Here is a 21349-nt window from a genome sequence, read left to right as displayed (position 1 = left end):
CCTTGCAAACTCGGCACATCTTGTGGACGTGCTCGGGTCGCTTCTCGACTGCGATACCCGGTCAGGAGCGGGTATCGCAGTCGAGAAGCGACCCGAGCACGTCCACAAGATGTGCCGAGTTTGCAAGGTGTGTCATTGTTTCTGTCAACGTTCGAGCGACAGCGCACGACGAAACGTCTGGCATACGCCTCGTCTGGCACGCGCCTCGCATATGTTGCAGTTGCTGCTGGAGATCAGGCGATCGAGTGGGCCTTGCAATTTTCCGATTTTGATGCGCCTAAAGTCTCGTGTACAAATCAGGCTGGCGTGAATGGCCTGCCTAAGTTGCGACTTATTACAAAGGAATGGATATGGCGACTGGAACGGTGAAGTGGTTCAACAGCACGAAGGGTTTTGGTTTTATTCAGCCTGACAACGGCGGTCAGGATGTCTTTGTCCACATTTCCGCTGTTGAACGAGCGGGCCTGTCGACCCTTAATGAGGGCCAGAAGATCAACTACGAGGTGGAACAGGATCGCCGCACGGGAAAGTCCTCTGCAGGCAGCCTCAGCAAGGCTGGCTAACGGTCCGGGAAAGCCTTGGCAAGGTTCGTCATCGCCGGAACGCATTGACGGCTCGAAACCCGGGCCGGAGCATGCAAGTTAATGCCGCGGCAGGGATTGCTGGAGCCATCATGAATTACTCTGGAAATGAGGCTCTTGGACGGGAAAGGCGGGGCTCATCCCCGCCCTTTGATTCCGCGCAGATTGGGCCAACGGCTGCTGCGCGTCCGAACGACTGTTGATACGGATTTAGGCTGCGACCTTCTTGCGGGTCCGTTTCGCCGGCGCCGTGGCTGGGGCTTCCGGCTCTTTCGGTTTGCGGCCGAGTCCCATGGTCTTGGCCAAGGCGGAGCGCGCAGCGGCGTAATTCGGCGCCACCATGGGATAATCCGACGGCAGACCCCATTTGGCGCGATATTCGTCTGGGGTCAGACCATAGTGCGTCGCCAGATGGCGCTTTAGCGATTTGAATTTCTTGCCGTCTTCAAGGCTAATGATGTAGTCCGGTTCGATCGACTTTTTGATCGGGACAGCAGGTTTTTTTACAGGCACAGGCTCTTCTGCCGGTATGAGTCCAGCCGTGCCGTTTAGAGCCCCGTGCACTTGGGCGATCAGGGCAGGAAGCTCCCCCGCCGGGACGGGGTTGTTGGAGACGTAGGCTGATACAACATCGGCAGTGAGCTCGATGAGGATGTCGGTCTTGTGGGGTTCTTCTGTCATAAACTTCTCCGGGCAGCTTGAAACACAGTTGGGCGAAGTGTCGCTTCATAGTGGCGGTTGCCGCTGAAAGCAAATGGATCGACGGGTGCGCTGCTCCTCCACCATTGAAGTCTCGGCGACGCATCCCGTCATCGTCCATCGCTAAAGGCAGCGTATTGAATTATGGGAGCGGTCGCGCCCGCCCCACCATAGCGATACAGCAAGACAATCAAAAAAGCCGGTCTTTGCTTGGCCCCAAATCTTTTCTCCTTTCGTGAACGCTGAGCTGCCAAGCTGCTACAGTTCACCTCGCGGGGCAACCGTGCACAACACAGGAGTCGCCCGAGCGATACATTCTTCACTTGCCGCTTATCAGCGCTGGTGATTGCACTTTGCAGCCTGCCTCCGGACCCGCAGCGCTCACGCTGTTGGTTTTGCGCCTGCAGGCGTCGGAAGTCGGATCGCCGCAGCTAATTTCCTCAGGCGGACGAATTCAACAAATCGATTGTTTGGATCGAAGGCATCCACACCATCGATGCCTCTAGAATAGGATCCAGCTACAATCACCGTGCTGTAATGGCAGGGACGGCCAGCACAAGCGCGACACGATCCGGCGGGTCCATCGCTGCGTTACGTATTCATGGCTACTGCATCGGGCGCTCGGTCGACCGCCTTAAGCCAGGTCGCCGCATTGCGAGACGGTGACCGGCGAGGGAGAGGGCGCTCTGGCAACGAAGCGAGGCGGGTGGCCTTGCGGGTGGCCGCGTGATGTCATCCGGCTCTCCTGCCGATCTCTGCCGGCCAGATCTGGAGCAACTGTTTTGCATAGATATGGCTCTCTTCAGGGGGCCATCTATGATGGGAGCCGAGCGCGTGTTCGAGCCGGGGAACAGGCTGCGCATGCACTGTGCCCACCTATTGCGATCGTGCTAACCTTGGTTGTTTGGACTTGCCGTTAAAGGCAAGCGACAGATTGAAGTTATGCTGCACCATCTGATTGCCTGGCTCGTTTTCGAGAGCTCGCCGATACAGGGCCTGTGCCGCGTCATGCCGCCCCTCAATGTCCAAAATCACGCCCTTCGCATTCAATGCACGTACGTTTCCTGGGGCTGCAACCAAGACGCTGTCGAGCACCTCAACCGCTTCGTGCGGGCGCTTCTGGCCCACCAAGGCATTTGTAAGTCGTATCGCCGCATCAACATTGTCCGGGTGCTGCTTCACCTCATCCCGCAAAGCCCGCTCTTGAACATCCTGACCAACTTCGCGCAAAATGCGTTCGCGCATAGCCGGATCGATTTGATCGGCGCTGAGCAACTCGGGGGAAGATGTCTCCTGCACGGAAAGAGCCGGCTTTTGCCAGCTGGCGCAACCGCCCAAAGGCAGAATGGCGAGTACGGCAAAAAGAAGTGAGTTCCGGCGCAGAAACATAGGCGATGGAGAAACTGTATTACTATTCATGTTATCTCTCAGTTATCGGGGAGGCGCGTGGCGTTCAGTTAGGAAAGGTGGGACTACTCTAACAATCCGCTGTTCGATCCGTGCGGGAGTGTGACGGATCCTGCGGGGCGAATTGTAAAGTCGGAGGCGAGGTCTTGATAAGACAGCACGGCGAGATCAACCCCGTTTCGCGTCAGAAAGCCGCGGACGAAACGTCGGACATCCATCGACGTCAACAGAATAGGGCGGGTTTGACCCGGTTCTGCGTTCGAAAGGACCTGACGTATCTGTGATAGCATCGCTTCGCTTTGCCGATCCTCCAGTGCGAGATAGGGGCCTGCATCCGAATCTCGAACCGCGCCACGCATCACATCCTCGCTCTCGCGCTCGACGACCAGGGCGGACACGATGCCCTCCGTGTTGGCATGGCGGTGGCAGATCTGTCGCTTCAAACCAGAACGGACATATTCCGTCAGCAGGGCAACGTTCTGCTCACGCTCGCTCCATTCGGCCAATGCCTCCAACACGAGACGGGTGTGGCGGATTGGGATACCTTCCTCCAGGAGGCGGCGCAGAACATCGGCAATCCGAGGAATCGGCGTCGTGCGTAGCACCTCTTTCACAAGCTCAGAATATTCCTGCTCCATTCGGCCCAGGAAATGTCGGGTCTCTTGGATGCCCACCAATCGCGGTGCGTAGCGGGTCAACGCTGCATGGACGCGCAAGGCGAGGAGTTCGCCGGGAGCCCTATGCTCCGTGCCGGCGCCCGTAAGGGCCTTTGCAGGGGTATGTTCAACCGGGAGTGTGTCCGTTTTCGGCTCACGTCTAAGGGGGACACCGCTCGAGTCGACGTGCGCTACATCGGCTCGGAGCGCCATCTGGTTTGGATCTAAGGCGTCCTGTTCGACTGGCACGCCCTCGACATCAATTCGGAATTGCGATTCAGGCAGCTGCTCGTCAACCAAGACAGGGATGCGAGGAACGATAATGCCCAGATCGGCTGTGACCAGGAGCGAAACGCGCCCAATATGTTTTTGCAATTCGGCTTGATCGACCGCCTGCATAAGATCTGGCGCTAGAAAAAATGCGATCGGGAATTCCTTCGCAGGCGCGGCTTGCTTAGGCTCCGCTGCAGTTCCACCTTTCGCATCGGCAGTGCCGGCGCCCAGCACATCAGCCTTGACAATGCTTACCGCAGCGAACACTGCGGCCAGCATCAGAAAGACGGGGAGGGGAAACCCAGGAACGAACCCCATTACAACCAGGACGCCGGCCGCCAGTCGCAAGGCTCGAGTGCTGGCCGTGAGCTGACTGACCATTTCTGTACCGAGGTTGATCCTCGCCGTCCCAGTCACACGGGTGACGATGGTCGCCGCAGTAATGGAGAGCAGAAGGGCCGGAATCTGCGATATCAATGCATCGCCTATCGTCAGCAGAGTGTAGTGATGCAGTACCTCGCCGAAGGACATGCCCTTGGAGAGCAGGCCGATCGAAATTCCACCCAGCATGTTGATGCAGATAACCACCAGCCCGGCGATGGAATCGCCCTTCACAAATTTCATCGCGCCGTCCATCGCGCCATAGAGTTGGCTTTCCTTCTCCAATTCGGCGCGCCGCCGGCGGGATTCGTTGGCATCGATGTGGCCGTTGCGTAGCTCTGCGTCGACCGCCATTTGCTTGCCCGGCAGAGCATCCAGCGTGAAACGCGCCGCCACTTCTGCCACCCGTTCGGCACCCTTCGCGAGGACCATGAATTGCACCATGGTGACGACCAGAAATATGACGAAACCCACCACGATATTGCCTGAAATGACGAAATCGCCAAAAGTATGAATAATGCTGCCGGCCTCCCCCTCGGCCAGGATCAGTCGCGTCGTTGCGACCGTGAGCGCGAGACGGAATACAGTGGAAATCAAAATAACGCCGGGCAAAGAGGAAAAATCAAGTGGAGTACTGACATACAGGGCAACCATCATCAGCAGTATGGCCAACCCCATATTGAATCCTATCAGGGCGTCGACCACCACGACCGGGATAGGCATGACCATCATCGCGACAGCCAGAAGCAGCATCAACGCAACCATTAAATCCGGGCTGGCCGGCGCACGCTTGATGAAGTCACGCAGGACGTTGGCCATCGAGACACCTTTGCAATCGGTTGAGACTTACTCTGCTGTTACGCCATGAAACGTGGCTTTCGAACTCCGAAGGCGCCTCAGCCTTGGCCAGCGCGTGACCCTGCATGAGAGCCACAAGCAGGCGCGAAATGGCTGGGCAGCAAATGTTTCCAACGCAGCCAGCTTGTCAGCACCGAGCGCGACAGGATGTTTGGCTGGCCATAGAGTGCTGCTTGATGGGGCCTGCGAGCTTTCAATATTGGAGAGCAGCAATGCGGCCATTCCTGCTCAGCAGCACACGGCTGTCCTCAATACGTTCGACCACCCATCCATCAGCCAAAATGGCGCCGACAAAATACTTCTCGCTGTCGATGACAATATATGGTTGGACCCCATGCCACACAGCTTCGACCGCGATTGCGGATGGCGCCTTCTCCTCTTTGATGAGCACTCCGTTCACCAGTGTTAGAGTACCCTTGGTGCGACGATCGAACGATTGCTGAAGCTTCTGCCAGCTGATGACCGATTCAGACGTGACGGTGCCTTCGGCGGTCACAACACCCTTTGCCGACCCAATCTTGACGTCGAGAAGACCCGCTCGATCGACTTCCTCCTGCAGCTCTTGGGCCGCTGCCTCCGTAAGTTCATTGTCAGCGCGGTGACTGATCGTTCTGGACGCGACTTCAGCCCGAAGTGAATTGGGGCTCGATCCACTTGCATTGCCAAGATAGGAGATCGTGCCTGAAAGCGCGCCGATCCCGAGTGAGCTGATTATGACCATGGCGAGCACACCGATCGGTAGGCGCGGTATGCCGGTCGAACCAGGCGGCTCTGCATCCTGCACGGACAAAGCAATGGACATCTCGCCTACGAGCAGGACGACAGGAAGGGGCACAACAACGGACTGGCCTGCGGCGATATTCCGGTTGCCCTCGATACTGAGTCCGGGTGCAAGCGCCTCCAGTTCGATCGACTTGCCAAGAAGAGTTACACGAAGGTGATGCGGTGCCAGTCCCTGCTCGACAAAGACCAAATCGGCATCGAAGCCGCTGCCGATTAAACACTTTTGAAGATCCGTCTTGCCGGTCAGACCGCAATAGTGCCCCGAACGCACTTCGAAACGGAGGGAAACGGCGTCATCCACAGAGCATCTCTCAAACAGGATAGAAGCCGCATGGCAATTGCCATGCGGCTCATTTCGGGACTACGTCGCGTCAATAAGGAGACGCGCTAGGGGGCAGTCTAAAACCCGCTTCCGACATTACGAAACGCGTTCGTCGGCGGCCTTCTTGATGGTCTGGAGATTGGTCGTTAGAGTGCGCAACTGGACACTCCTTTTCGTCGCCTCCAAGCTAACATTGGTTAGTTCCTGCACTTGCGCCTGAAAAGCAGTAGCATCAGCTCCGCTTGTATTGCCGGGAGTGCCACTGTTAGTTTTATCGGTATTGCCGGCGCTACTGGTATTGGTATTGCCTGATTTTTTATTATTATCAACTGCAGCCATGATCATTCCTTTTTCTGTTGGAGTTGTGCCGTCAATAACGGCCTGTATGACCTCACGCCGGATTTCCCGCGTCAGGCATCTTCTGTGTCATCCAAAGCTTCATCGGCCTCAGCCATCGCATCGTTCGCGAATTGGAACGCGAACGATCGCAGGATACTTTGGAAGGCTTCACTTTGTGCTGCAGACTGTGAGTTGTCTTGAAGTTGATCATTTGAAACGGTCCGGTTATCCGCCCGATCGTTCCCGCCAGCTGCCTTGCCATCATTCCCACCAGCTGGCTTGCCATCATTGCCATCAGCCGGCTTGCCATCACCAGAATGCTCGGATTTCGAATCCCCATGGCCCTTTCGGATCAAGGAAGTCCCGAGGTTGCCAACTCCACTCCCAATTGCTGCTATCATCAGGTACTCCGGCATTTGCCATTGGCGGCGACGTGTTAAAGGTTAGCCTCGATCAAGCTAAGGGCGGGAGCTTTCGAGAACCTGACGGCTTTTGACAAAAACCGGCCAGCGCAAAAACGTATGCTCTGCAGGATGTTGCTCTCGCATCGAACAGTCGACCACGATCTCGGCTGTTCGGCCAATCCCGCCGTCCACGCATGCCGCGACCGAATGGCAGCCGCAGCAGCTCGTTTGCATCCTCGATGCTGTGGTGTCGAACAGGAGACACGGTCCACGTGCTGCATGACCGCAATGACCGTATTCTTGCTGGCTCCACGGGCGCACGCAACGAGCAGGAACTCGGTCTTTGCATCACCATTCTCTCGCCTGCACATCACGGCCCGGCGCGGTGAGCTCATTGGCTTCGAGAAGGTCGGCGACCGTACGAACATGGGATGGTCTGCCGGCTTTGGGAGGCCGGTGCGGATCCTCTTCTCACCATATCGAAAGCTTGAAGCGGTCGGATTTTCTTGCCCTGTTCGTGAGAACTCCCATCGTCAGCTAATCGTCAGCCAAGCGGTCTATCTAGGCCGGCCGTGCCTGACCTTCGGATCCAAAGGTCCCGTCTCGACACTTTTTGTAACTATAGATCGAAATGGTCCGCGTGATACGCAACGCACACGCTTCTCTGAAGCAAATGTGTGACTTTGTCGGTGGCGAACGAGAGGAGTGACGCATCAATAAAATCGTCAGGCACGTGTCTAGGAAGGGGAGCTAGCCGAGTTGGTCTGATTTCATTCGCTGTTCCTGGAAATCGGCGGACTGAAGCGCTGATAATCTCAGGACATCGATGGCAACGTTGCGAAAGTCCTGTGAGCTCGGGCCAATCTTGGCCTGCTACTGAGAAGCACTTTGGCGGGAACATTACGCCGTCGCGGGTCTGGCTGACCGTGACGTTAACCGAAAGATGCCGCTGGTCTCGTCAGCCGCCAGCACAATAGCAGCACATTCTCGCCTACTACGGAGACGCAATATGAAGGGCATTGGCCGACCACGGAAATCGCAGGCTGAAACTGGAGCCAGCCGCGCGGGGCGGGCGAGCAGTTCCCTTTCGCAATCAAGTCTTGCTGCGGGAGAAGGTGGACAGTCATTCGATTCCGTTGTGGAGCAGATGCGCTCTGGGGACGCCGATAGGAGGCCCTCCTCCCTTCCAGTTGCGCGCGGTCCAGGCGATGCCCGCGAAAGTCTGCCAGGCGCCTCGATTGGCGAAGATCAAATCCTGAACACACCGCGACGTGGAGCCGCTGCGCCACCACGCGGAACCGTAGCGCCACGTGGCGCAGCCGCAAGGCGGCGCGGTTCTCCCTCCATGTCTGAGGGCGAAGCCATGGCGCCGGTCGGTAGCCAACTATCAACCGCGCAGGTGGAAGGCACCAGCTCATCGTCAAATGAAGATATCAGTCCGACACAGCTCAGAATGAACAGTCTTGTTCAACAACTGACTGATTGCGAGGCTGCGGCCAGGAAAACCGACGTCCCCGAGGAGGCGGTGGAGCTGATCAGTCGGGTCGTCGATGCAGCCTCAGCAATTCTGGAGTACCGCGCTAGCCTGCCTGCGGCTGAGGCGCAGACAATTATGCCAGACGACAAGGTGCGTAGATGTTGCCAGATCGTGTGCGACGCCGCGAATGAAGTAGACAAACTTGGCCTGTCGACGATCACGAAATTGGACAAAAAGACCAAGAAAGCGGCAGGTATGGTCGATAAACTCTACTCCTACTCCCAGGCGGACCGGCAGGAGCTGTTGATTTTAAATGTGGAGAACCACCATACGGCGGCAATTAAGTGGTGGGAAAAAAAGGCATGGCGCTCCGAACGGCAGCGATCCGCCTGCGCTGCCACCGCTAGCCTATCCAGTGGAACGCCCGTGATGCGGGAAGCCGAGCGGTGCGCACTGCGGCTGCGTGCCGGCTCGGTACTGAGTGTCAGGATCTGGCTGGTCCGTGAGCGGATCGGTCTTGCGCGGGCCAAGATTGAACTGCGGGCGAGCAGGTTCGAGCCAGATTTGAAGGAACTCCTCGTCGGTCGAAATGGAGTGGTGCAGCTGATGGCAAGCGCCGCTCAAGAAGCTCTTCGCGCCCTCTCTTTGGCGAAGGGCATAATGGATGATGGCAAAACACTCAACGCTCATGATTGCGCGGTTGTAGAAAAAATCATGGAGCGGCTTTCGGATTTTGGATTGGCGTTGCACGAGGTGCATACCAAGCTAAGCCATACCTACCCAGATGCCGGCCTCCCATTGAAACTGTTCGAACGGATCGTGGACGATGCATGGATCACTGCGCACGATGCCATGCACTTGTTGAACCTGCAGTCTCCGCCGTCAGCCATCATGGCGCCACAGGCCCAGGCGGGCGCTGCGATGCCGGCCAGGGCAGGCGCTGCGATACCGGCTGGCACTGCTGGTACGGCTGCAGTGTCAGAAGGCACTACAGCGCGAAGGAAAGGGAAGTCAAAGCATAAGTCGGCAGCTCGCGCCGGGACTTCTGCCGCCGGGCAGCCATCAACACCAGTCGCTGCGAACGCCGGCACAGTGCCAGCAGCCAAGGTTCTCGCGCGCTCGGATCAAGTTGCGAGTACACAGGTGAGAGCGCAAGAGGTGGCTGCGAGTTCGTCGGGGGCAGGCTCGACAATCGGGGGCGCCGCGTTGTCAATGGAGGTATTGACGGAGCGGCTCAAACGATTGGACGAACTTTTGCAGTTCGATCTGGCCGGTCAGCAAAGCGTCGTCTCCCAAGTGCGCCAGATGAAGCCTGAGGAGGCCGGTAAGGTCGTGGACGATGTGGCCCAGTACCTGCGAGCCCAGGCCATTGAGATGCAAACCTGTCTCGCCGGGTTGCAGGGGCGTAATGTACGCCTGCTACTCACCTCCACCCAGCTACCCAAAGTGCACGAACGCACAGACCAGCTCAAAGGGTTGCTGAACATGGTGCTGGGACAGGCCAACGCATTGAATGAAGGAAAAGCCGGCATTACGACTGATTGCATGAAGACCTACGCATTTCCGGCGCAAAAATACCTGGAACATTTGTGCAATGCCGACGAATTGATGCCGCCGGAGGCACCGGTCGCGCTGCGTGGCGAGCCAGGAAAGCTGTTTGAGATGAAGCTGCAGCCCAAGATGCTGGTCAATGGTGCGATGCCGAGCCCGATGTGGGTGCACATCCACACGAGTCGCCCCGTCATGGCCAGAAACTTGGAAGGGCTGGCTGATTCCGAATTCACCGCTTGCCACGTTAAATCCAACGAACAGCGCGGCTACAATCGAGAGCGAGAGGAAGCCGATGCTAGGTCCGGTCGCGAGAAGGTCATAATTCATCGCGGCAAACTCACCCCCGCTTTCTGTAAGTCCTTGTTGACCTCAGGGCTTGGCCGCCAACCACGCCATTCGCGTGCCGAGCTCCCGTCGGCGCAGGCTGCATGACAGGGCACTCAGAATGCGGCCGGCCACGCTGTGAGTCAGCGAGCATTTCTCCTGGCCAAACCGCGAATGCCGCTGCGCGAGTTGCGGTCCGGCGATTGGAGTCGATCGGCTACCGTCAGGGCCGATTTGCGATGTCGCGTTACCGGCTGTTGACGTGGCGGCGTATCTTGCCTCCCATCCAACTTATCGCCGAGATCGCGCCGCCAAGATCGAGGCGGAAGGTCTTCCTGCGAGCGCGGAGCAGGCATAGCCGATCCGATCGGGATCGGCGCATCGCAACGACCCAACGGTGTGGTGGAGAAAATTGGATTCGGGAGAGCTCGGTTCCAAGAGGCGGAGTTCCGGCCCGAATACAATCCGCTCGCAAGCACCCACGATGCGCATCCGCAGTTTATTGTCTGGGAGATGGGCTGGATTGCTCGGCGGCGCTGGCGCTAAGGCGGGGCTGTCGCCGGACAATTAGCATTCACTGCCAACAGCCTTGCAACCGTCACCAGTTGCAAGGCTCGGCGGCGGGTCGACAAATCACATGAAATCGTCGTCGGACCCGCTATCGCTGCTGTCGCTATCCTCGGTTTTGTGGAGATAGAGTGGAGGTTTGCCTGCACGCTGCCACTCACCGGCACTGTTCTTCGTCCATTTGTCGGGATGCTGCGTAGGGTCAAGCACCAGGTCGCCATGATCCACTTCAACAAACCCCATCGTCTGCGCGCGCGCTTGTGCTTCCGGATTAGCCGCACGCCAATTCAGCAACGGTCGGTCGCCGTCTATCCGAAGTTGATGCTCCAGCAGAATATCGCCCGCATTTTCGACGAGCGGATGGGCGACTTGAAGATCCACTATGGAAGTGACCTCAGTTCGACCAGGAAATTGTTCCCGCCAACTTTCCGATTCGAACTCGTTCATGCTGAATCCGCCTTCCATTCTCAGCAGTCCGGCACTCCGGTCTCCCAATTGGTAACTGAAATATCGCGCGTGCTCCGTATCTCGACGGATGCCATATTGCTGAGCAACGTCCGCGGTGCGCCTGGCTCGTGACGATACGAACTCCGAATACTCTTGAGGATTGTCGGCGATGTGCGTGATTTCATCACCATGAAATTGCCTCACCTGTCTCCTGAAGGAAGTCCTGTTGATCTCCACCACAGGAGGTCGGGAATTGAGGGAGTATGCTTGGGGAGCCGCCGATGATGAGGCGCCGCTACCTTCCGATCCGGATAAGTGCATTCGGGCAAATGTGTCCGCGAACCCTTCGCTTCCTGCATCCGATTGCTCGCCGGCATTATGCGCGCGGTAACTATCGGATGAGCCACCAATTCGACCATACATGACGATTCGTACTCCTATGTTTCGCAACCGAGCTCAAGTTAGCACGGCTGTTCAACATAGGGCGCTTAGTTGACGACTAGCTGACGAGGGCATTCCAACGGCTGCACCAATCAAATCCGCACTGCCGGCCTCAAAACCTCGGACTGCGCCACGCACCGGCCAGCAGAGGCTGCAAGGTCATGCCCGGAGGACTTGCCGTAGTTGCTGGGTGGCAGATCCGAGGGGAGTGATTGCCCCAGGCCCGCGGTTGCGCGGTTGGCCTGACAGAGACACTGGGGCACGGATGGCCAGCCGACATTTGCCACTAGCATGGAGCCAGGTCAGTTTTGAACTGGGCAGTCGTGGACTTCCAATGACTAGGCCAAGCCTGCGGCAAAGAATGCTTTCGCGACAGGCTGGAAATATTGCATAGGAACCGCGTGGCCGAGTTTTGTAGTGCCTATCAGCTGACGCGCTAAGACATGGTCATGGACGATCGTCAGGCGTAGTGCCCGCGCCTCGCTCAACACATGTGAAACGCGCTCACCTTCGGCACGGCAAACTAAGAACGGCACCCCGGTTTCACCGCGAACGTAACGCAGACCGATCAGGACCGCCCTTCCTGTTAAGACCAGCGTGGCGCGATGCACGCCAAGCGCAGGCTCGTCGGCCGCCTCCTCGCGGATGCGACGCTGTTCACCTTTCAACTCTGGCGCTCCTTGCTGATCCTTCGACTCGCGCGTCACTTCGGTATTGGTCATGCGCATTTCGCGCAGATACAACGCGCGCTGGAGCAGAAGATCGATCAGTCCGCCGACCAGCAGTGCGCCGGCGCCAATTCCCATCAGCAATTTTGTCTCCATAAAGATGAGGCCAACACAGCCCATGCCGCAGATCGGCAGAGGGACCATTGTCTTCCACATCCCGAGAAGGACAATGGAAAAGGTTGCGCTGAGAACCAATACCTTGAACATGGTCTTGCAGACTTCGACCATGGAACGAGCAGACCCCAAGCGCTTCAGCCCTTCAAAGGGGTCAATTTTCTTAAAGCTGAGCTTCATCGGCTCCAGAGAGAAGACAAATCCACCATTGGCTAGCAGGCTGGCCAAAATCACCGCGGCGACAAGGGTTCCAAGCAGCGGGCCAACAGCCGCGACTGTGAGTTGGACGAGCACAACCAATGCCTGCGGCACCGCGGTATCGAAAGGTAGGCTCTGCAACTTGGTGGCTAATAGGAGCGCTTCCCGGCATTTGTCCTCGATCACGCTGCCTCTTAGCCAAAGGTAGCCGAGCCCAGCGCAAGTCCCGACCGCGCGGACGAAATCGGAGCTACGTGGCAGCTGTCCTTTTTTGCGCGCTTCACTTAACTTCTTCGGGCTGGCGGCGTGTGTCTTCTCTTCACTTGTGTCGCTCATGGCAGCAATTTGTCGAACCACTCCAGCACGCCGTTGGCACGTGTGACCTCCAGTTTCATGCTCTCCACCAGATAGGCAGCGTAGGTGACCATGAGAACTGGAAAGACAATGTTCTTGATTGCCGGAGACAGTTGGCTCGCCTTAAATTGCGGGGCAAAGCGACGCAGCAGCATCATCGATATATCAATCAGTATCAGGAAGAACACGACAGGCCCCGATACCAATAATGCCGTGCGCATTATGCTGTCGAGAAGCCCCAACAACTCCATTGCTCCTGGCCCACTCAGTGTCGGGTGAAACTGATACACCGGCCAGATCAAGTAGCTGCGGTACAGGACACTGATCAAAGTTTCCAGGCCTCCTGATCCGACGAATATGGCAATCGCAGTGATCCCCAGAAAAACGCCCATCGCGGAAGCCTGACTGTTCGTCGCGGGATCGGCCGAAGCGGTCGGGCTGCTGATGCCGCGTTGGTTGTCGATAAGCTCCCCGGCAGCCTGAAGGCCCCAAAGCGGAATGCCAAGAAAAGTGCCAAGGAGTACACCGACAAAAACTTCCTTGAATCCGAGCAGGGTTAGCTGGATCAGGCGCGTATCAGGATCCAGCGCCGGCAATCCGCCGCTGACGTGTGCCAGGCATGGTAGTGCGAAGCCAACAGCCAAACAGCCCCGGATCAGCCCACTGATCTGCGAGCGTGTGAATACGGGAAAGATCAGCATGATGCCCATCGCGCGGGCTGCCCCAAGACCTGCCGCAACGACGAGTTCGAGAGCCGTCTGGATCAGAATTTGAATATCGGCCGATGGCGCGTCCATGGGGCGGACTAGTAGCTAAGTGTCATTGCGGGAAACTCGGTGAAGATCTGATCGGCTAGCTCTATGAGCGGGGCGCTTAGCACAGGAGCAAACAGCCCAATCACCGCGACAACGACCAGAAGCTTCACGGTGAGCGGCAAGCTTTCATCCTGGATCTGCGTCGCCGCCTGGAGGATGCCGATGACGAGGCCGACAACCACTGATGCAATGAGCGGCGGTAGAATCCAGATCATGAAAACCACCAGTGATTGGCTCATAAGAGTAATGATGCTGGATTCAGTGATGATCAGCCTCCCGGTAACGTATAACTCAGCACAAGCCCATGCATCAATTTTGACCAACCATCAATGGCAACAAACAAGAAGATCTTGAACGGGACAGATATAACAGTTGGTGAGACCATCGACATACCCATTGCCATCAAGATAGTTGTCACTATCAGATCTATAACAATAAAAGGCAGATAAAGTAGAAATCCTATCTCAAATCCGCGCTTCAATTCTGATAGCAAGAAAGATGGTACAAGTATTGCAAAGTCATCAGGCGTGGCTGCAGCGTGCATTTCCTCTGGCCAGACCTTTTCTGTCGAAGATAGGAAAAATCGCCGCTGCTCTTCATTTGTGAATTTCTTGAGATGCTCGCGCAAGGGCTCACTTCCGGCTTTAGCGGCGCTTACCCAGTCGTCGAATGTCTGATAGTGGAGCTTGGGATCCGACATGCGGTCATAGGTCTGCTCAGCAACGGGCGCACTAACGAACATAGTGAGGATCATCGCCGCGGCGTACAGCACCACATTGGGTGGTATGGTCTGGGTCCCGAGCGCATTGCGGACGAGGAAAAGAACAATTGATACCTTTACAAAGGCCGTTGTCGTGGCAACTGCTAAAACCAGCAGACCGAGTCCGGCGGTAACCGCAAGAAGCGCCAGGATTGTCGGCTGAGCTTCACTCATTGCATGCAAACCCGCCACGGAGCCTGATGCCCAGCTCTTCTCCGATGCGGACAATGTCGCCACGCCCGATACGCTGACCATTGGCCACTATGTCGACCGGGCCGTCGATCGGCCATCCAAGTTCAAAAATATGCCCTTCGCCGGCACTTCTTAATTCCCCAAGAGAAATAGGCCAGCGGCCGCATTCAAAGACAAGCACGATCTCGACATCGTCGAGATCCTTAGTAAGCTCCAGTTGCGATCCGGGTTGTGTCATATGCGCACTCTCCAAAGGACACGGTCGCGGGCGGAAAGGCCCCCGCAAGATTAATTCATCGCCGTCAAGATCCGCCTCGGCGCACAACTGGCCGACAGCTAGGGTGATCTGGCCGCGGCCGAACGGCGCAATATCGGGCAACAATGCATCACCGACACATGCGCTTCGAAGAAGCGCCGCAGGAAGGCGAAGCGTGCCGACCTCTCCTGCAACAATGAGCGGGAGCTCTGGAGGCAGCCCGCCCAGCTGCCGCGGCAACTGGGCAAGCAGTTCGCCTAGCGCGCGAAACGCAGGCGGTACTAAGCCGTCAAGTGGCGTGAACAGGAATAGACGGCCCTTGCCCTTGACCGCGCCGAAAATGATGTCGAGTTCAAGATGAGGAGCCAGCATCGTGGCTTCGCATACCCGCACGAGTTGCACGTTCAGACGCGTCGTCTCCTCCAGTCGAGTGACAAGCGGCTCCAGAGCGAGTTCGAGAATTAGCGAAGCAGTTGGCTCGGAAGGGAAGGCCAAGCCGTTCTGCACTGTCGTGATGAACTCCTCTACGAGCGGGCGCGACAGTGACAAGATGACCGTTTCGGCTCCCACTCTCCAGACGCAGTCAAGCATCGGAATGGCAGCAGGTTCCTGCTGCCAGACAAGCCCTGCCGTTCGCACCGATAGCGGCACCTCGTTGATCCGGCTTTGAAACGGCGTGCGCGGCGCTGCTGTATCATTGAGCCACGAGACAACCGTGTGGGACAGTTTCAGAACTGGTTCGAACATGGCGGGTGTGACCGCAGCGCCTATCAAAGACTGCACGGTCGTGTCATTCGGACGACCTCTTGCGACCGTCGGATCCGGTTGCGCGGCATTTAGGCAAGCGACCCCCTCGCATATTTCAGCAGTATCTCATCGTCGGCCTCGATCTCGGCTGCGGCCTCCGAATGAGTCTCGACGGCGCGCCGCACGTCGTCCTCGATTTGTTGCCATTTGTCCCTTGCCGCCGAACATATGACCCATAGCTCCCTCGTCCTGGACGCCGCCATCTCAGCCTCCTCTTGAGCGATTTGGGTATCATCAAGCATCTGCCGTCTGGAATTGATCTCAGCGGCAAGTTGTTCAGTGTGAAGGCGGTGACGGTCGAGCGCTGCGCTAGACAAGTTGTCGAGTGACATCAGATGCTGATAGAGCGCTGCTTCTTTTCTTGAACAATGTTGCTGTATCATTGCAAGCTCCCTAGAGGCATTTTGTACGGCTGAGGCGGCCACATCGCGCTGGGCTTCCTTCTTGGACAGCTCGCCAAGGGCACGACGCTCTTGCATTTCCTTCAGAAGCCGTAACCTCGAAGACTGAATCCAGTTTACGCGGTCAGACGCGACATCCATGCGACCGTCTCCTCGAAATCTGACGCGTCATCTTCGCTCTGGCGCAGAAACTCCCTCAGTTCGTCGATTGACGCGACAGCCCGGTCAGTCAGGGGATCTCCACCTGGCTTGTATTCGCCAACATTGATCAAGAACTCGGTCTCGGCATAGCGCGACAGGAGCTCGCGGAAAATGGATGCTGCCTTGCGATGTGTCCCCGAAACGACTGCATCCATGACGCGGCTGCGACTCTGCAGCACATCAATAGCGGGGAAATGCGATCGCGCCGCAATAGCGCGTGAGAGGATGACATGGCCATCGAGAATACCACGCGATTCCTCGGCGATTGGATCACCCGTGCCATCACCCTCTACAAGCACCGTATAGAAGGCCGTGATTGAGCCCCGCTCACCCATGCCGGCGCGCTCGAGCAGGCCTGGCAGCATGCCAAAAACGGAAGGAGGAAAGCCCCGTCGCGTCGGCGGCTCACCCGCAGCAAGGCCTATTTCGCGCATAGCGCGGCAGAAGCGCGTCAGCGAATCCAGCATGAGAGCAACGCGTAGGCCTTGATCGCGGAAATATTCCGCGAGCGCAGTCGCCATTGGAGCGCATTGCGCACGCTCTACCGCCGAGCGGTCGGATGTTTCAACCACGACGACCGTACGGAGAAGGCCCTCTTCACCAAGATTCCTTTCGATGAATTCACGAACTTCCCGTCCACGTTCGCCTATGAGCGCCACTATGACGACGTCAGCGGCGGCACCCTTTACGATCTGTGACAACAGCGTCGACTTGCCACCACCTGGCTCGCCATAAATCCCGATCCGCTGGCCCTCGCCGCACGTCAGCAGACCATCGAGGACACGGACCCCAAGCGGGAATGGCCGCTCAATCATGCGCCTCGTCATCGGATTGGGGGCTCTGCCATGCAGGGGCCGAGTTTCGACGGTCTTGATTTCGCCTTTGCCGTCCAATGGGCGGCAACGACTGTCGATCACGCGACCGAGCAAATCGCCGCCGACGGGCACCTCACGCATTCGGCCAGTGGCCACGACCTCTGCGCGGCTGGATAGGCCCACCGAGTCCCCGATCGGTGTCAGCAATACACCATCACCCGACAGGCCGATCACCTCGGCCTCGAGCGACAGCCCGGTTCGCGGGTCCTCTAGGAGGCAAAGTTCCCCAATACGAGTGTCTGGCAAGACGGCATGAACCAGTGTGCCGATAGCCCGCGTGATCCGACCGCGCACCGCACGCGTGTCAATTCGCTTGGCCGCAGCCCTCAAAGACGAGATTGCTGGAACGAGAGCTCGAGTGTCGGCGTCAGCGTTATGTTCTGGGACGGGCTTTCTCATAGCTCGCCTTTCTCACAGAGCGTCCCGAAACCAAGGCGCAGCGCGCGCATCTGGGCGTCAAGTCCAAGGTCAACATTGCCGTACTCGCTCCACAGCACGCAGCGTTGCGGCGACAATGTCGGGTCGGGCTCGATCCGCACCCTTGGTCGACCATCCTGGCCGTCGCATCGAGCAAACTCTCGTGCAAGCATGTCGACTTGCATGGGAGAAACATGAAGGCAAACGTCGGCGCCGCTGTATTGACACTCTATGGCGTGACGAACAGCCCTCACCAATAGCTCGCCCGGATCGAAAGCGCCGATAAGATCGCTCAATATTTCCATCACGAGCTGCGGCAATTCCTGCTCCAGAGCCGCCTTTCGTCGCGCGATTTCGGAGATTGTCTCCGCAATCAACCCTGCCATCTCCTCGGTGCCTGCATTCGAGCCCTCCATGTGGCCGCGCGCCCACGCCCGCTGGTAAACCGCGCGTGCCCAGTTTCGAACGCGCTGCCGATGCCGTTCTGCCGCGGCAAGGGCTTGCGCGGCGCTGTGCCAGGTTTCGAGCTCGCTCGCGGGTATCAGTGGTCCGACTGGACGCATCTGCGGCGCTATTGGCCCCTCGGAAAGTTCGACTGTCATTTCACCGGGGTCTCTGTCTCAAAATGAGCTACTACAAGTGAAAGCAATTGGCCGGCGGCGGTCCAATGCTCATGTGCTGGAGTCTCCGCGGCAGTCCCCTCGGGCAATCGAAGAAGCACGCGGTTACGCTCGGTCGCTGAACTGTCCTGGAGCCAAGCTCCAAGACATGCGTGTCCATCGTATTCGATTTGCTGAGCGAGTTTTTCTGGGTCCGAGATCAGTCTTTTGTCAACAGCATGCAGCAGGTGTCGGATTCCGAATGCGTGTGCATCCACGCCGATGCGTTTAACAAGGATGGCAAGCTCAGGCTGAGAGACAAACGCGACCAGCGAACGGGCATGCCAGATACTACCAGCAAGAAGGGCCGCTCGATATGGATCATGCCCGCGTAGAAGGTCCGGCCTGCAGCCGATGTGGTTCAGATCCACGTCATCGTTGCCCAGCAATTCTGCCAGCCTTGGATGCAGTCTGGAACACTTCTGCAACTTCACTAACGTTTCGGCCGATAACGCTGGATCAAGACGCGCCGCAAGACGGGTTGGATGGGCCGAAGCCGCAAGCTCGCTCGCGCCCGGAAAGTGCGGACCATCAGGTCGGGCGGTCTGTATAGGCATTGGCAATGAGATGTCACCCACGTCCAATTGCAGGCATTCTTTTGCGAATGGCCTCGACAGCAGAAGCATCCCGGCGCCCCTCGACCTTGGAAACGCCGGTTGATTGCTTGCGCCGACGCGTAACAACGCCGATCAAGAGATAACAGGCCACGGCGAATACGGCTGCGGCAAAACCTGTTACGGTCGCCAGAAGTGGCGCAGGAAGAGGTAGTGATGCTTGTGGCAAAACAGCAGTCGGATCGGGCCGTTGCTCGTGTGCGGACCGTTCTACCGGCACCAAAACCACTTCCACCTTATCGTAGGACAGGCCTTCGATGCTGTCGGCTACAAGCATCTTTATCTTTGGCAGCAGAGCCGCGACATTTGTTTTTGCGTCGTGCCTGATAAACACCGAGGCCGAGGATGGCGTGGCACCGGCTCGCACAAGGTCGTTATGCGGCAGCACGACGTGAACACGTACAGAAAAAACGCCATCGATATCGCTGATCGTCCGCGACAACTCTTCGCTCAGGGCATACACGTAACGGGCACGCTCTTCGGTCGGCGAGGCAATCAGGCCTGATCCTTGGAATATCTCACCGAGGTTCTTGAAGGATTGGCGCGGCAGCCCCTTGGCGTTCAGAAGGTTGATTGAGAAGGCGAGCAGCTTTTCGTCAACCTGGATCGTGCTGGTTCCATCCTTGGCGACCACCCGGATCGCGGCGACCCCGTTGTCTTCAAGAAGTGCGAGCATTTCATTTGCCTCACGCTCTTGCAATTGCGTGTAGAGGTCGGCTTTGCAAGCAGTGAGGGCGACGAGAACTGGCAGCATGACAAGTCTAACCGACCGCCACCCTGACAGGCCACGCATGATTTCGCCCTCGGCCAAGCCAATCATGCGCGCGGTTCAGCCTTCCTTCAAAAGTTTATTCACGGATGATGTGACGCCGCTGACGCCTTTGGAGATAAGCGCCACCTGGGTGACGCCGTTGTAAACATCCCGAAGACCAGCCATCATCGTTTCGAAGTCTTGCCCTTGTTGGGGAATGCCCGAGATTCCGGTTCCCGCCTCACCTGGAACGGGAAGCTTCTGCGCCGGTCCCGGTAGAGCGCCCTTCGAAAGGGCTATGTCATGGTCGAGCGCGGGGAAGGAAACAGTGTTGTGTGGATATAGGGAGGAAATCGTCTGCAACACGCGATCGCCCATGCCGCTCGTCGGCGCAGCCGCGCGCTGAACATCCATCGCCGCAGCAACTGGCGCCGCACTCGCTGGCCCCGCGGCGGCATCGTTTTTCAGCGAGTCGGCTGCATGCCCTAAGGCGCGCTCAAACTGGGCCTGCTCGACAATCGACGGTGATCCGACCCTGGGGAGGCCAGCCGTTAGAGTGGCAGAGATCGACGTGACAGGCATCATCATGTAAGGACTCGGTTGCTCTCTCTGACCGGGCGAGCCCCGCCCATTCATCACCCGGTGTCGGCGCAACACTCCTAGGGGGGCAAGCTGACAACAAGCTGACTAACGGCGGCGTCATTTCGACAATCTAAAATCTCTTCGGCAATTTAGTCACTTGTGATGATTTCAGCGTTTGGTTTATCAGTGCGACATGCCGAGAACGCTTATCCAACCCGTCACCCTGCATGTTTTGAGACTTCTTTGTGCCGGGTTTTTTCTGTCCACCGGGATTCACCCGGCGCATGCAGTCCCGCTGTCCCTTCCGGCGACACCCTATAGATACACGGTTCTGGATCAGGAGCTCGCTGCAGCGTTGCAGGAATTCGGCAACAACCTGAATATCAGGGTCAACATCAGTCCTGCGGTGAAGGGGCGAATTCGCGGACGTATGCCTGATTTGCCACCGCGCGCGTTCCTCGACCGCTTGACGAACCTTTACGGTCTACAATGGTACTATGACGGCCTTGTGCTCTATGTGTCTGCTGCACAAGAATCGCAAACTCGAATGCTTTTGATGACGTCGATTCGCTTCGATGCGTTCAAGGGGGCTCTCGACAAGCTTGATATCTCCGACGAGCGCTATGTGGTCAAACCCGTGCCAGGCAATGGCCTCGTCTTCGTTTCCGGTCCACCGCGCTTCGTCGCACTCGTGGAGCAGACCTTTAACGGCTTGGTGGCGCAGGCGCAGGCGCAGACTCACATAGCGGCAACGCCAAAGGAATCAGTGCTGATCTTGTTTCGCGGCTCCTCCACTACGGTCGTTCGCGACGGACGACCGGATGCTTCTTATTCTTCTGACATCCCACAACAGGATAGCGTTGGCGGGAAGCCTGAGCTGGGCAAGAAATGAACATTGAGGATTTCCCGCAGCTCTGAAGAACATGACTGCGGCTACCCCTTTGTGAACTCTTCGCAAACTCGTCAGTTTCTCGAAAGCTAATCCGCTCATGATGAGTCCCGGCAGCTCTCGCGGTGACTCCGGCCATTGTGTTGGACCGAACCTTGGAGCCGGCCCGGAACACAGCAATTGAAGGCAGGGCAGGCGCATTCGTGACCTGCCGACGCTTGGAATT

The 21349-nt window shown here is 57.6% G+C and carries 21 protein-coding genes; 3 read left to right on the top strand and 18 right to left on the bottom strand.

The annotated features are described in order from the left end of the window. The first annotated feature begins 350 nt into the window (after positions 1–350). Positions 351–563 carry a cold-shock protein gene (locus EOA38_RS01045; protein WP_008874821.1) on the top strand — a complete coding sequence of 71 codons (213 nt, stop codon included), beginning with the start codon at positions 351–353 and terminating at the stop codon, positions 561–563. Positions 564–791: 228 nt separating this feature from the next. Here the strand turns inward: EOA38_RS01045 and EOA38_RS01040 are convergent, their stop codons facing one another. The 6 genes from EOA38_RS01040 to EOA38_RS01015 all read right to left on the bottom strand — a co-directional run bounded on the left by EOA38_RS01040 (position 792) and on the right by EOA38_RS01015 (position 6700). Then, positions 792–1262 (bottom strand): MucR family transcriptional regulator, encoded by a 471-nt coding sequence (locus tag EOA38_RS01040; protein ID WP_024505385.1) that lies wholly within the window; start codon positions 1260–1262, stop codon positions 792–794. Positions 1263–2156: 894 nt separating this feature from the next. Continuing rightward, positions 2157–2699, bottom strand: coding sequence for a tetratricopeptide repeat protein (locus EOA38_RS01035; protein WP_081714429.1), 543 nt, complete (start codon positions 2697–2699; stop codon positions 2157–2159). A gap of 53 nt (positions 2700–2752) precedes the next feature. After that, on the bottom strand, positions 2753–4816 hold the full coding sequence (gene sctV / locus EOA38_RS01030; RefSeq protein ID WP_024505383.1) for a type III secretion system export apparatus subunit SctV: 2064 nt from the start codon (positions 4814–4816) through the stop codon (positions 2753–2755). Between the two features lie 232 nt (positions 4817–5048). Continuing rightward, positions 5049–5939, bottom strand: coding sequence for a hypothetical protein (locus EOA38_RS01025; protein ID WP_024505382.1), 891 nt, complete (start codon positions 5937–5939; stop codon positions 5049–5051). A gap of 117 nt (positions 5940–6056) precedes the next feature. Further along, a complete protein-coding gene (locus EOA38_RS40080) occupies positions 6057–6299 on the bottom strand; it encodes a nodulation protein NopA (RefSeq protein ID WP_224570034.1) in 243 nt (80 codons plus the stop codon). A 71-nt stretch (positions 6300–6370) separates the two neighbouring features. Then, complete coding sequence (locus tag EOA38_RS01015; protein ID WP_081714433.1) at positions 6371–6700, bottom strand: hypothetical protein; 330 nt, start codon at positions 6698–6700, stop codon at positions 6371–6373. Positions 6701–8048: 1348 nt separating this feature from the next. On the opposite strand from EOA38_RS01015, the gene EOA38_RS01010 reads away from it, so the two are divergent. Beyond that, complete coding sequence (locus EOA38_RS01010; RefSeq protein WP_245454733.1) at positions 8049–10163, top strand: hypothetical protein; 2115 nt, start codon at positions 8049–8051, stop codon at positions 10161–10163. 525 nt (positions 10164–10688) lie between these two features. On the opposite strand, the gene EOA38_RS01005 is transcribed toward EOA38_RS01010, so the two are convergent. From EOA38_RS01005 to EOA38_RS00950, 12 genes are all read right to left on the bottom strand, one after another. Then, positions 10689–11492 carry a hypothetical protein gene (locus EOA38_RS01005; RefSeq protein WP_024505378.1) on the bottom strand — a complete coding sequence of 268 codons (804 nt, stop codon included), beginning with the start codon at positions 11490–11492 and terminating at the stop codon, positions 10689–10691. Positions 11493–11848: 356 nt separating this feature from the next. Beyond that, the gene (locus EOA38_RS01000) at positions 11849–12886 is read right to left on the bottom strand and encodes an EscU/YscU/HrcU family type III secretion system export apparatus switch protein (RefSeq protein ID WP_024505377.1); all 1038 of its coding nucleotides are present in this window, start codon (positions 12884–12886) and stop codon (positions 11849–11851) included. After that, positions 12883–13701: a type III secretion system export apparatus subunit SctT gene (gene sctT / locus EOA38_RS00995; protein ID WP_024505376.1), complete on the bottom strand. Its 819-nt coding sequence runs from the start codon at positions 13699–13701 to the stop codon at positions 12883–12885. The genes EOA38_RS01000 and sctT overlap by 4 nt, the downstream gene beginning before the upstream one ends. Before the next feature lie 8 nt (positions 13702–13709). Continuing rightward, positions 13710–13958: an EscS/YscS/HrcS family type III secretion system export apparatus protein gene (locus EOA38_RS00990; protein WP_081714428.1), complete on the bottom strand. Its 249-nt coding sequence runs from the start codon at positions 13956–13958 to the stop codon at positions 13710–13712. A 29-nt stretch (positions 13959–13987) separates the two neighbouring features. Continuing rightward, positions 13988–14653 (bottom strand): type III secretion system export apparatus subunit SctR, encoded by a 666-nt coding sequence (sctR, locus tag EOA38_RS00985; RefSeq protein ID WP_029354851.1) that lies wholly within the window; start codon positions 14651–14653, stop codon positions 13988–13990. Further along, on the bottom strand, positions 14646–15674 hold the full coding sequence (gene sctQ / locus EOA38_RS00980) for a type III secretion system cytoplasmic ring protein SctQ (RefSeq protein ID WP_095769044.1): 1029 nt from the start codon (positions 15672–15674) through the stop codon (positions 14646–14648). The genes sctR and sctQ overlap by 8 nt, the downstream gene beginning before the upstream one ends. 89 nt (positions 15675–15763) lie before the next feature. Beyond that, positions 15764–16276 (bottom strand): hypothetical protein, encoded by a 513-nt coding sequence (locus EOA38_RS00975; protein ID WP_032899688.1) that lies wholly within the window; start codon positions 16274–16276, stop codon positions 15764–15766. Beyond that, positions 16252–17610, bottom strand: coding sequence for a type III secretion system ATPase SctN (sctN, locus tag EOA38_RS00970; protein WP_127298278.1), 1359 nt, complete (start codon positions 17608–17610; stop codon positions 16252–16254). The genes EOA38_RS00975 and sctN overlap by 25 nt, the downstream gene beginning before the upstream one ends. Continuing rightward, the gene (gene sctL / locus EOA38_RS00965; protein WP_024505371.1) at positions 17607–18230 is read right to left on the bottom strand and encodes a type III secretion system stator protein SctL; all 624 of its coding nucleotides are present in this window, start codon (positions 18228–18230) and stop codon (positions 17607–17609) included. The genes sctN and sctL overlap by 4 nt, the downstream gene beginning before the upstream one ends. Next, positions 18227–18913 (bottom strand): nodulation protein NolU, encoded by a 687-nt coding sequence (locus EOA38_RS00960; protein WP_269470858.1) that lies wholly within the window; start codon positions 18911–18913, stop codon positions 18227–18229. Before EOA38_RS00960 ends, sctL begins: the two co-directional genes overlap by 4 nt. After that, entirely contained in the window at positions 18858–19721 is an 864-nt protein-coding gene (gene sctJ / locus EOA38_RS00955) for a type III secretion inner membrane ring lipoprotein SctJ (RefSeq protein WP_024505369.1), read from the bottom strand. Before sctJ ends, EOA38_RS00960 begins: the two co-directional genes overlap by 56 nt. A gap of 9 nt (positions 19722–19730) precedes the next feature. Continuing rightward, positions 19731–20240, bottom strand: coding sequence for a nodulation protein NolB (locus tag EOA38_RS00950; protein WP_024505368.1), 510 nt, complete (start codon positions 20238–20240; stop codon positions 19731–19733). Between the two features lie 187 nt (positions 20241–20427). On the opposite strand from EOA38_RS00950, the gene EOA38_RS00945 reads away from it, so the two are divergent. Beyond that, the gene (locus EOA38_RS00945) at positions 20428–21126 is read left to right on the top strand and encodes a secretin N-terminal domain-containing protein (RefSeq protein WP_024505367.1); all 699 of its coding nucleotides are present in this window, start codon (positions 20428–20430) and stop codon (positions 21124–21126) included. Positions 21127–21349 lie beyond the last annotated feature (223 nt).

Source organism: Mesorhizobium sp. M1E.F.Ca.ET.041.01.1.1, from assembly GCF_003997355.1.
In the GTDB taxonomy this organism is placed as follows: Bacteria; Pseudomonadota; Alphaproteobacteria; order Rhizobiales; family Rhizobiaceae; genus Mesorhizobium.
Note: the sequence above shows the minus strand (reverse complement) of the source record. Positions and strands in the feature narration are given on the sequence as shown.

Excerpts from the sequence above, each read along its gene's own strand:
- EOA38_RS01045 (WP_008874821.1), top strand. The coding sequence starts at position 351 with ATGGCGACTGGAACGGTGAAGTGGTTCAACAGCACGAAGGGTTTTGGT.
- EOA38_RS01040 (WP_024505385.1), bottom strand. The coding sequence starts at position 1,262 with ATGACAGAAGAACCCCACAAGACCGACATCCTCATCGAGCTCACTGCC.
- EOA38_RS01035 (WP_081714429.1), bottom strand. The coding sequence starts at position 2,699 with ATGAATAGTAATACAGTTTCTCCATCGCCTATGTTTCTGCGCCGGAAC.
- sctV (WP_024505383.1), bottom strand. The coding sequence starts at position 4,816 with ATGGCCAACGTCCTGCGTGACTTCATCAAGCGTGCGCCGGCCAGCCCG.
- EOA38_RS40080 (WP_224570034.1), bottom strand. The coding sequence starts at position 6,299 with ATGGCTGCAGTTGATAATAATAAAAAATCAGGCAATACCAATACCAGT.
- EOA38_RS01015 (WP_081714433.1), bottom strand. The coding sequence starts at position 6,700 with ATGATAGCAGCAATTGGGAGTGGAGTTGGCAACCTCGGGACTTCCTTG.
- EOA38_RS01010 (WP_245454733.1), top strand. The coding sequence starts at position 8,049 with ATGTCTGAGGGCGAAGCCATGGCGCCGGTCGGTAGCCAACTATCAACC.
- EOA38_RS01005 (WP_024505378.1), bottom strand. The coding sequence starts at position 11,492 with ATGTATGGTCGAATTGGTGGCTCATCCGATAGTTACCGCGCGCATAAT.
- EOA38_RS01000 (WP_024505377.1), bottom strand. The coding sequence starts at position 12,886 with ATGAGCGACACAAGTGAAGAGAAGACACACGCCGCCAGCCCGAAGAAG.
- sctT (WP_024505376.1), bottom strand. The coding sequence starts at position 13,701 with ATGGACGCGCCATCGGCCGATATTCAAATTCTGATCCAGACGGCTCTC.
- EOA38_RS00990 (WP_081714428.1), bottom strand. The coding sequence starts at position 13,958 with ATGAGCCAATCACTGGTGGTTTTCATGATCTGGATTCTACCGCCGCTC.
- sctR (WP_029354851.1), bottom strand. The coding sequence starts at position 14,653 with ATGAGTGAAGCTCAGCCGACAATCCTGGCGCTTCTTGCGGTTACCGCC.
- sctQ (WP_095769044.1), bottom strand. The coding sequence starts at position 15,674 with ATGTTCGAACCAGTTCTGAAACTGTCCCACACGGTTGTCTCGTGGCTC.
- EOA38_RS00975 (WP_032899688.1), bottom strand. The coding sequence starts at position 16,276 with ATGGATGTCGCGTCTGACCGCGTAAACTGGATTCAGTCTTCGAGGTTA.
- sctN (WP_127298278.1), bottom strand. The coding sequence starts at position 17,610 with ATGAGAAAGCCCGTCCCAGAACATAACGCTGACGCCGACACTCGAGCT.
- sctL (WP_024505371.1), bottom strand. The coding sequence starts at position 18,230 with ATGACAGTCGAACTTTCCGAGGGGCCAATAGCGCCGCAGATGCGTCCA.
- EOA38_RS00960 (WP_269470858.1), bottom strand. The coding sequence starts at position 18,913 with ATGCTTCTGCTGTCGAGGCCATTCGCAAAAGAATGCCTGCAATTGGAC.
- sctJ (WP_024505369.1), bottom strand. The coding sequence starts at position 19,721 with ATGATTGGCTTGGCCGAGGGCGAAATCATGCGTGGCCTGTCAGGGTGG.
- EOA38_RS00950 (WP_024505368.1), bottom strand. The coding sequence starts at position 20,240 with ATGATGATGCCTGTCACGTCGATCTCTGCCACTCTAACGGCTGGCCTC.
- EOA38_RS00945 (WP_024505367.1), top strand. The coding sequence starts at position 20,428 with ATGCCGAGAACGCTTATCCAACCCGTCACCCTGCATGTTTTGAGACTT.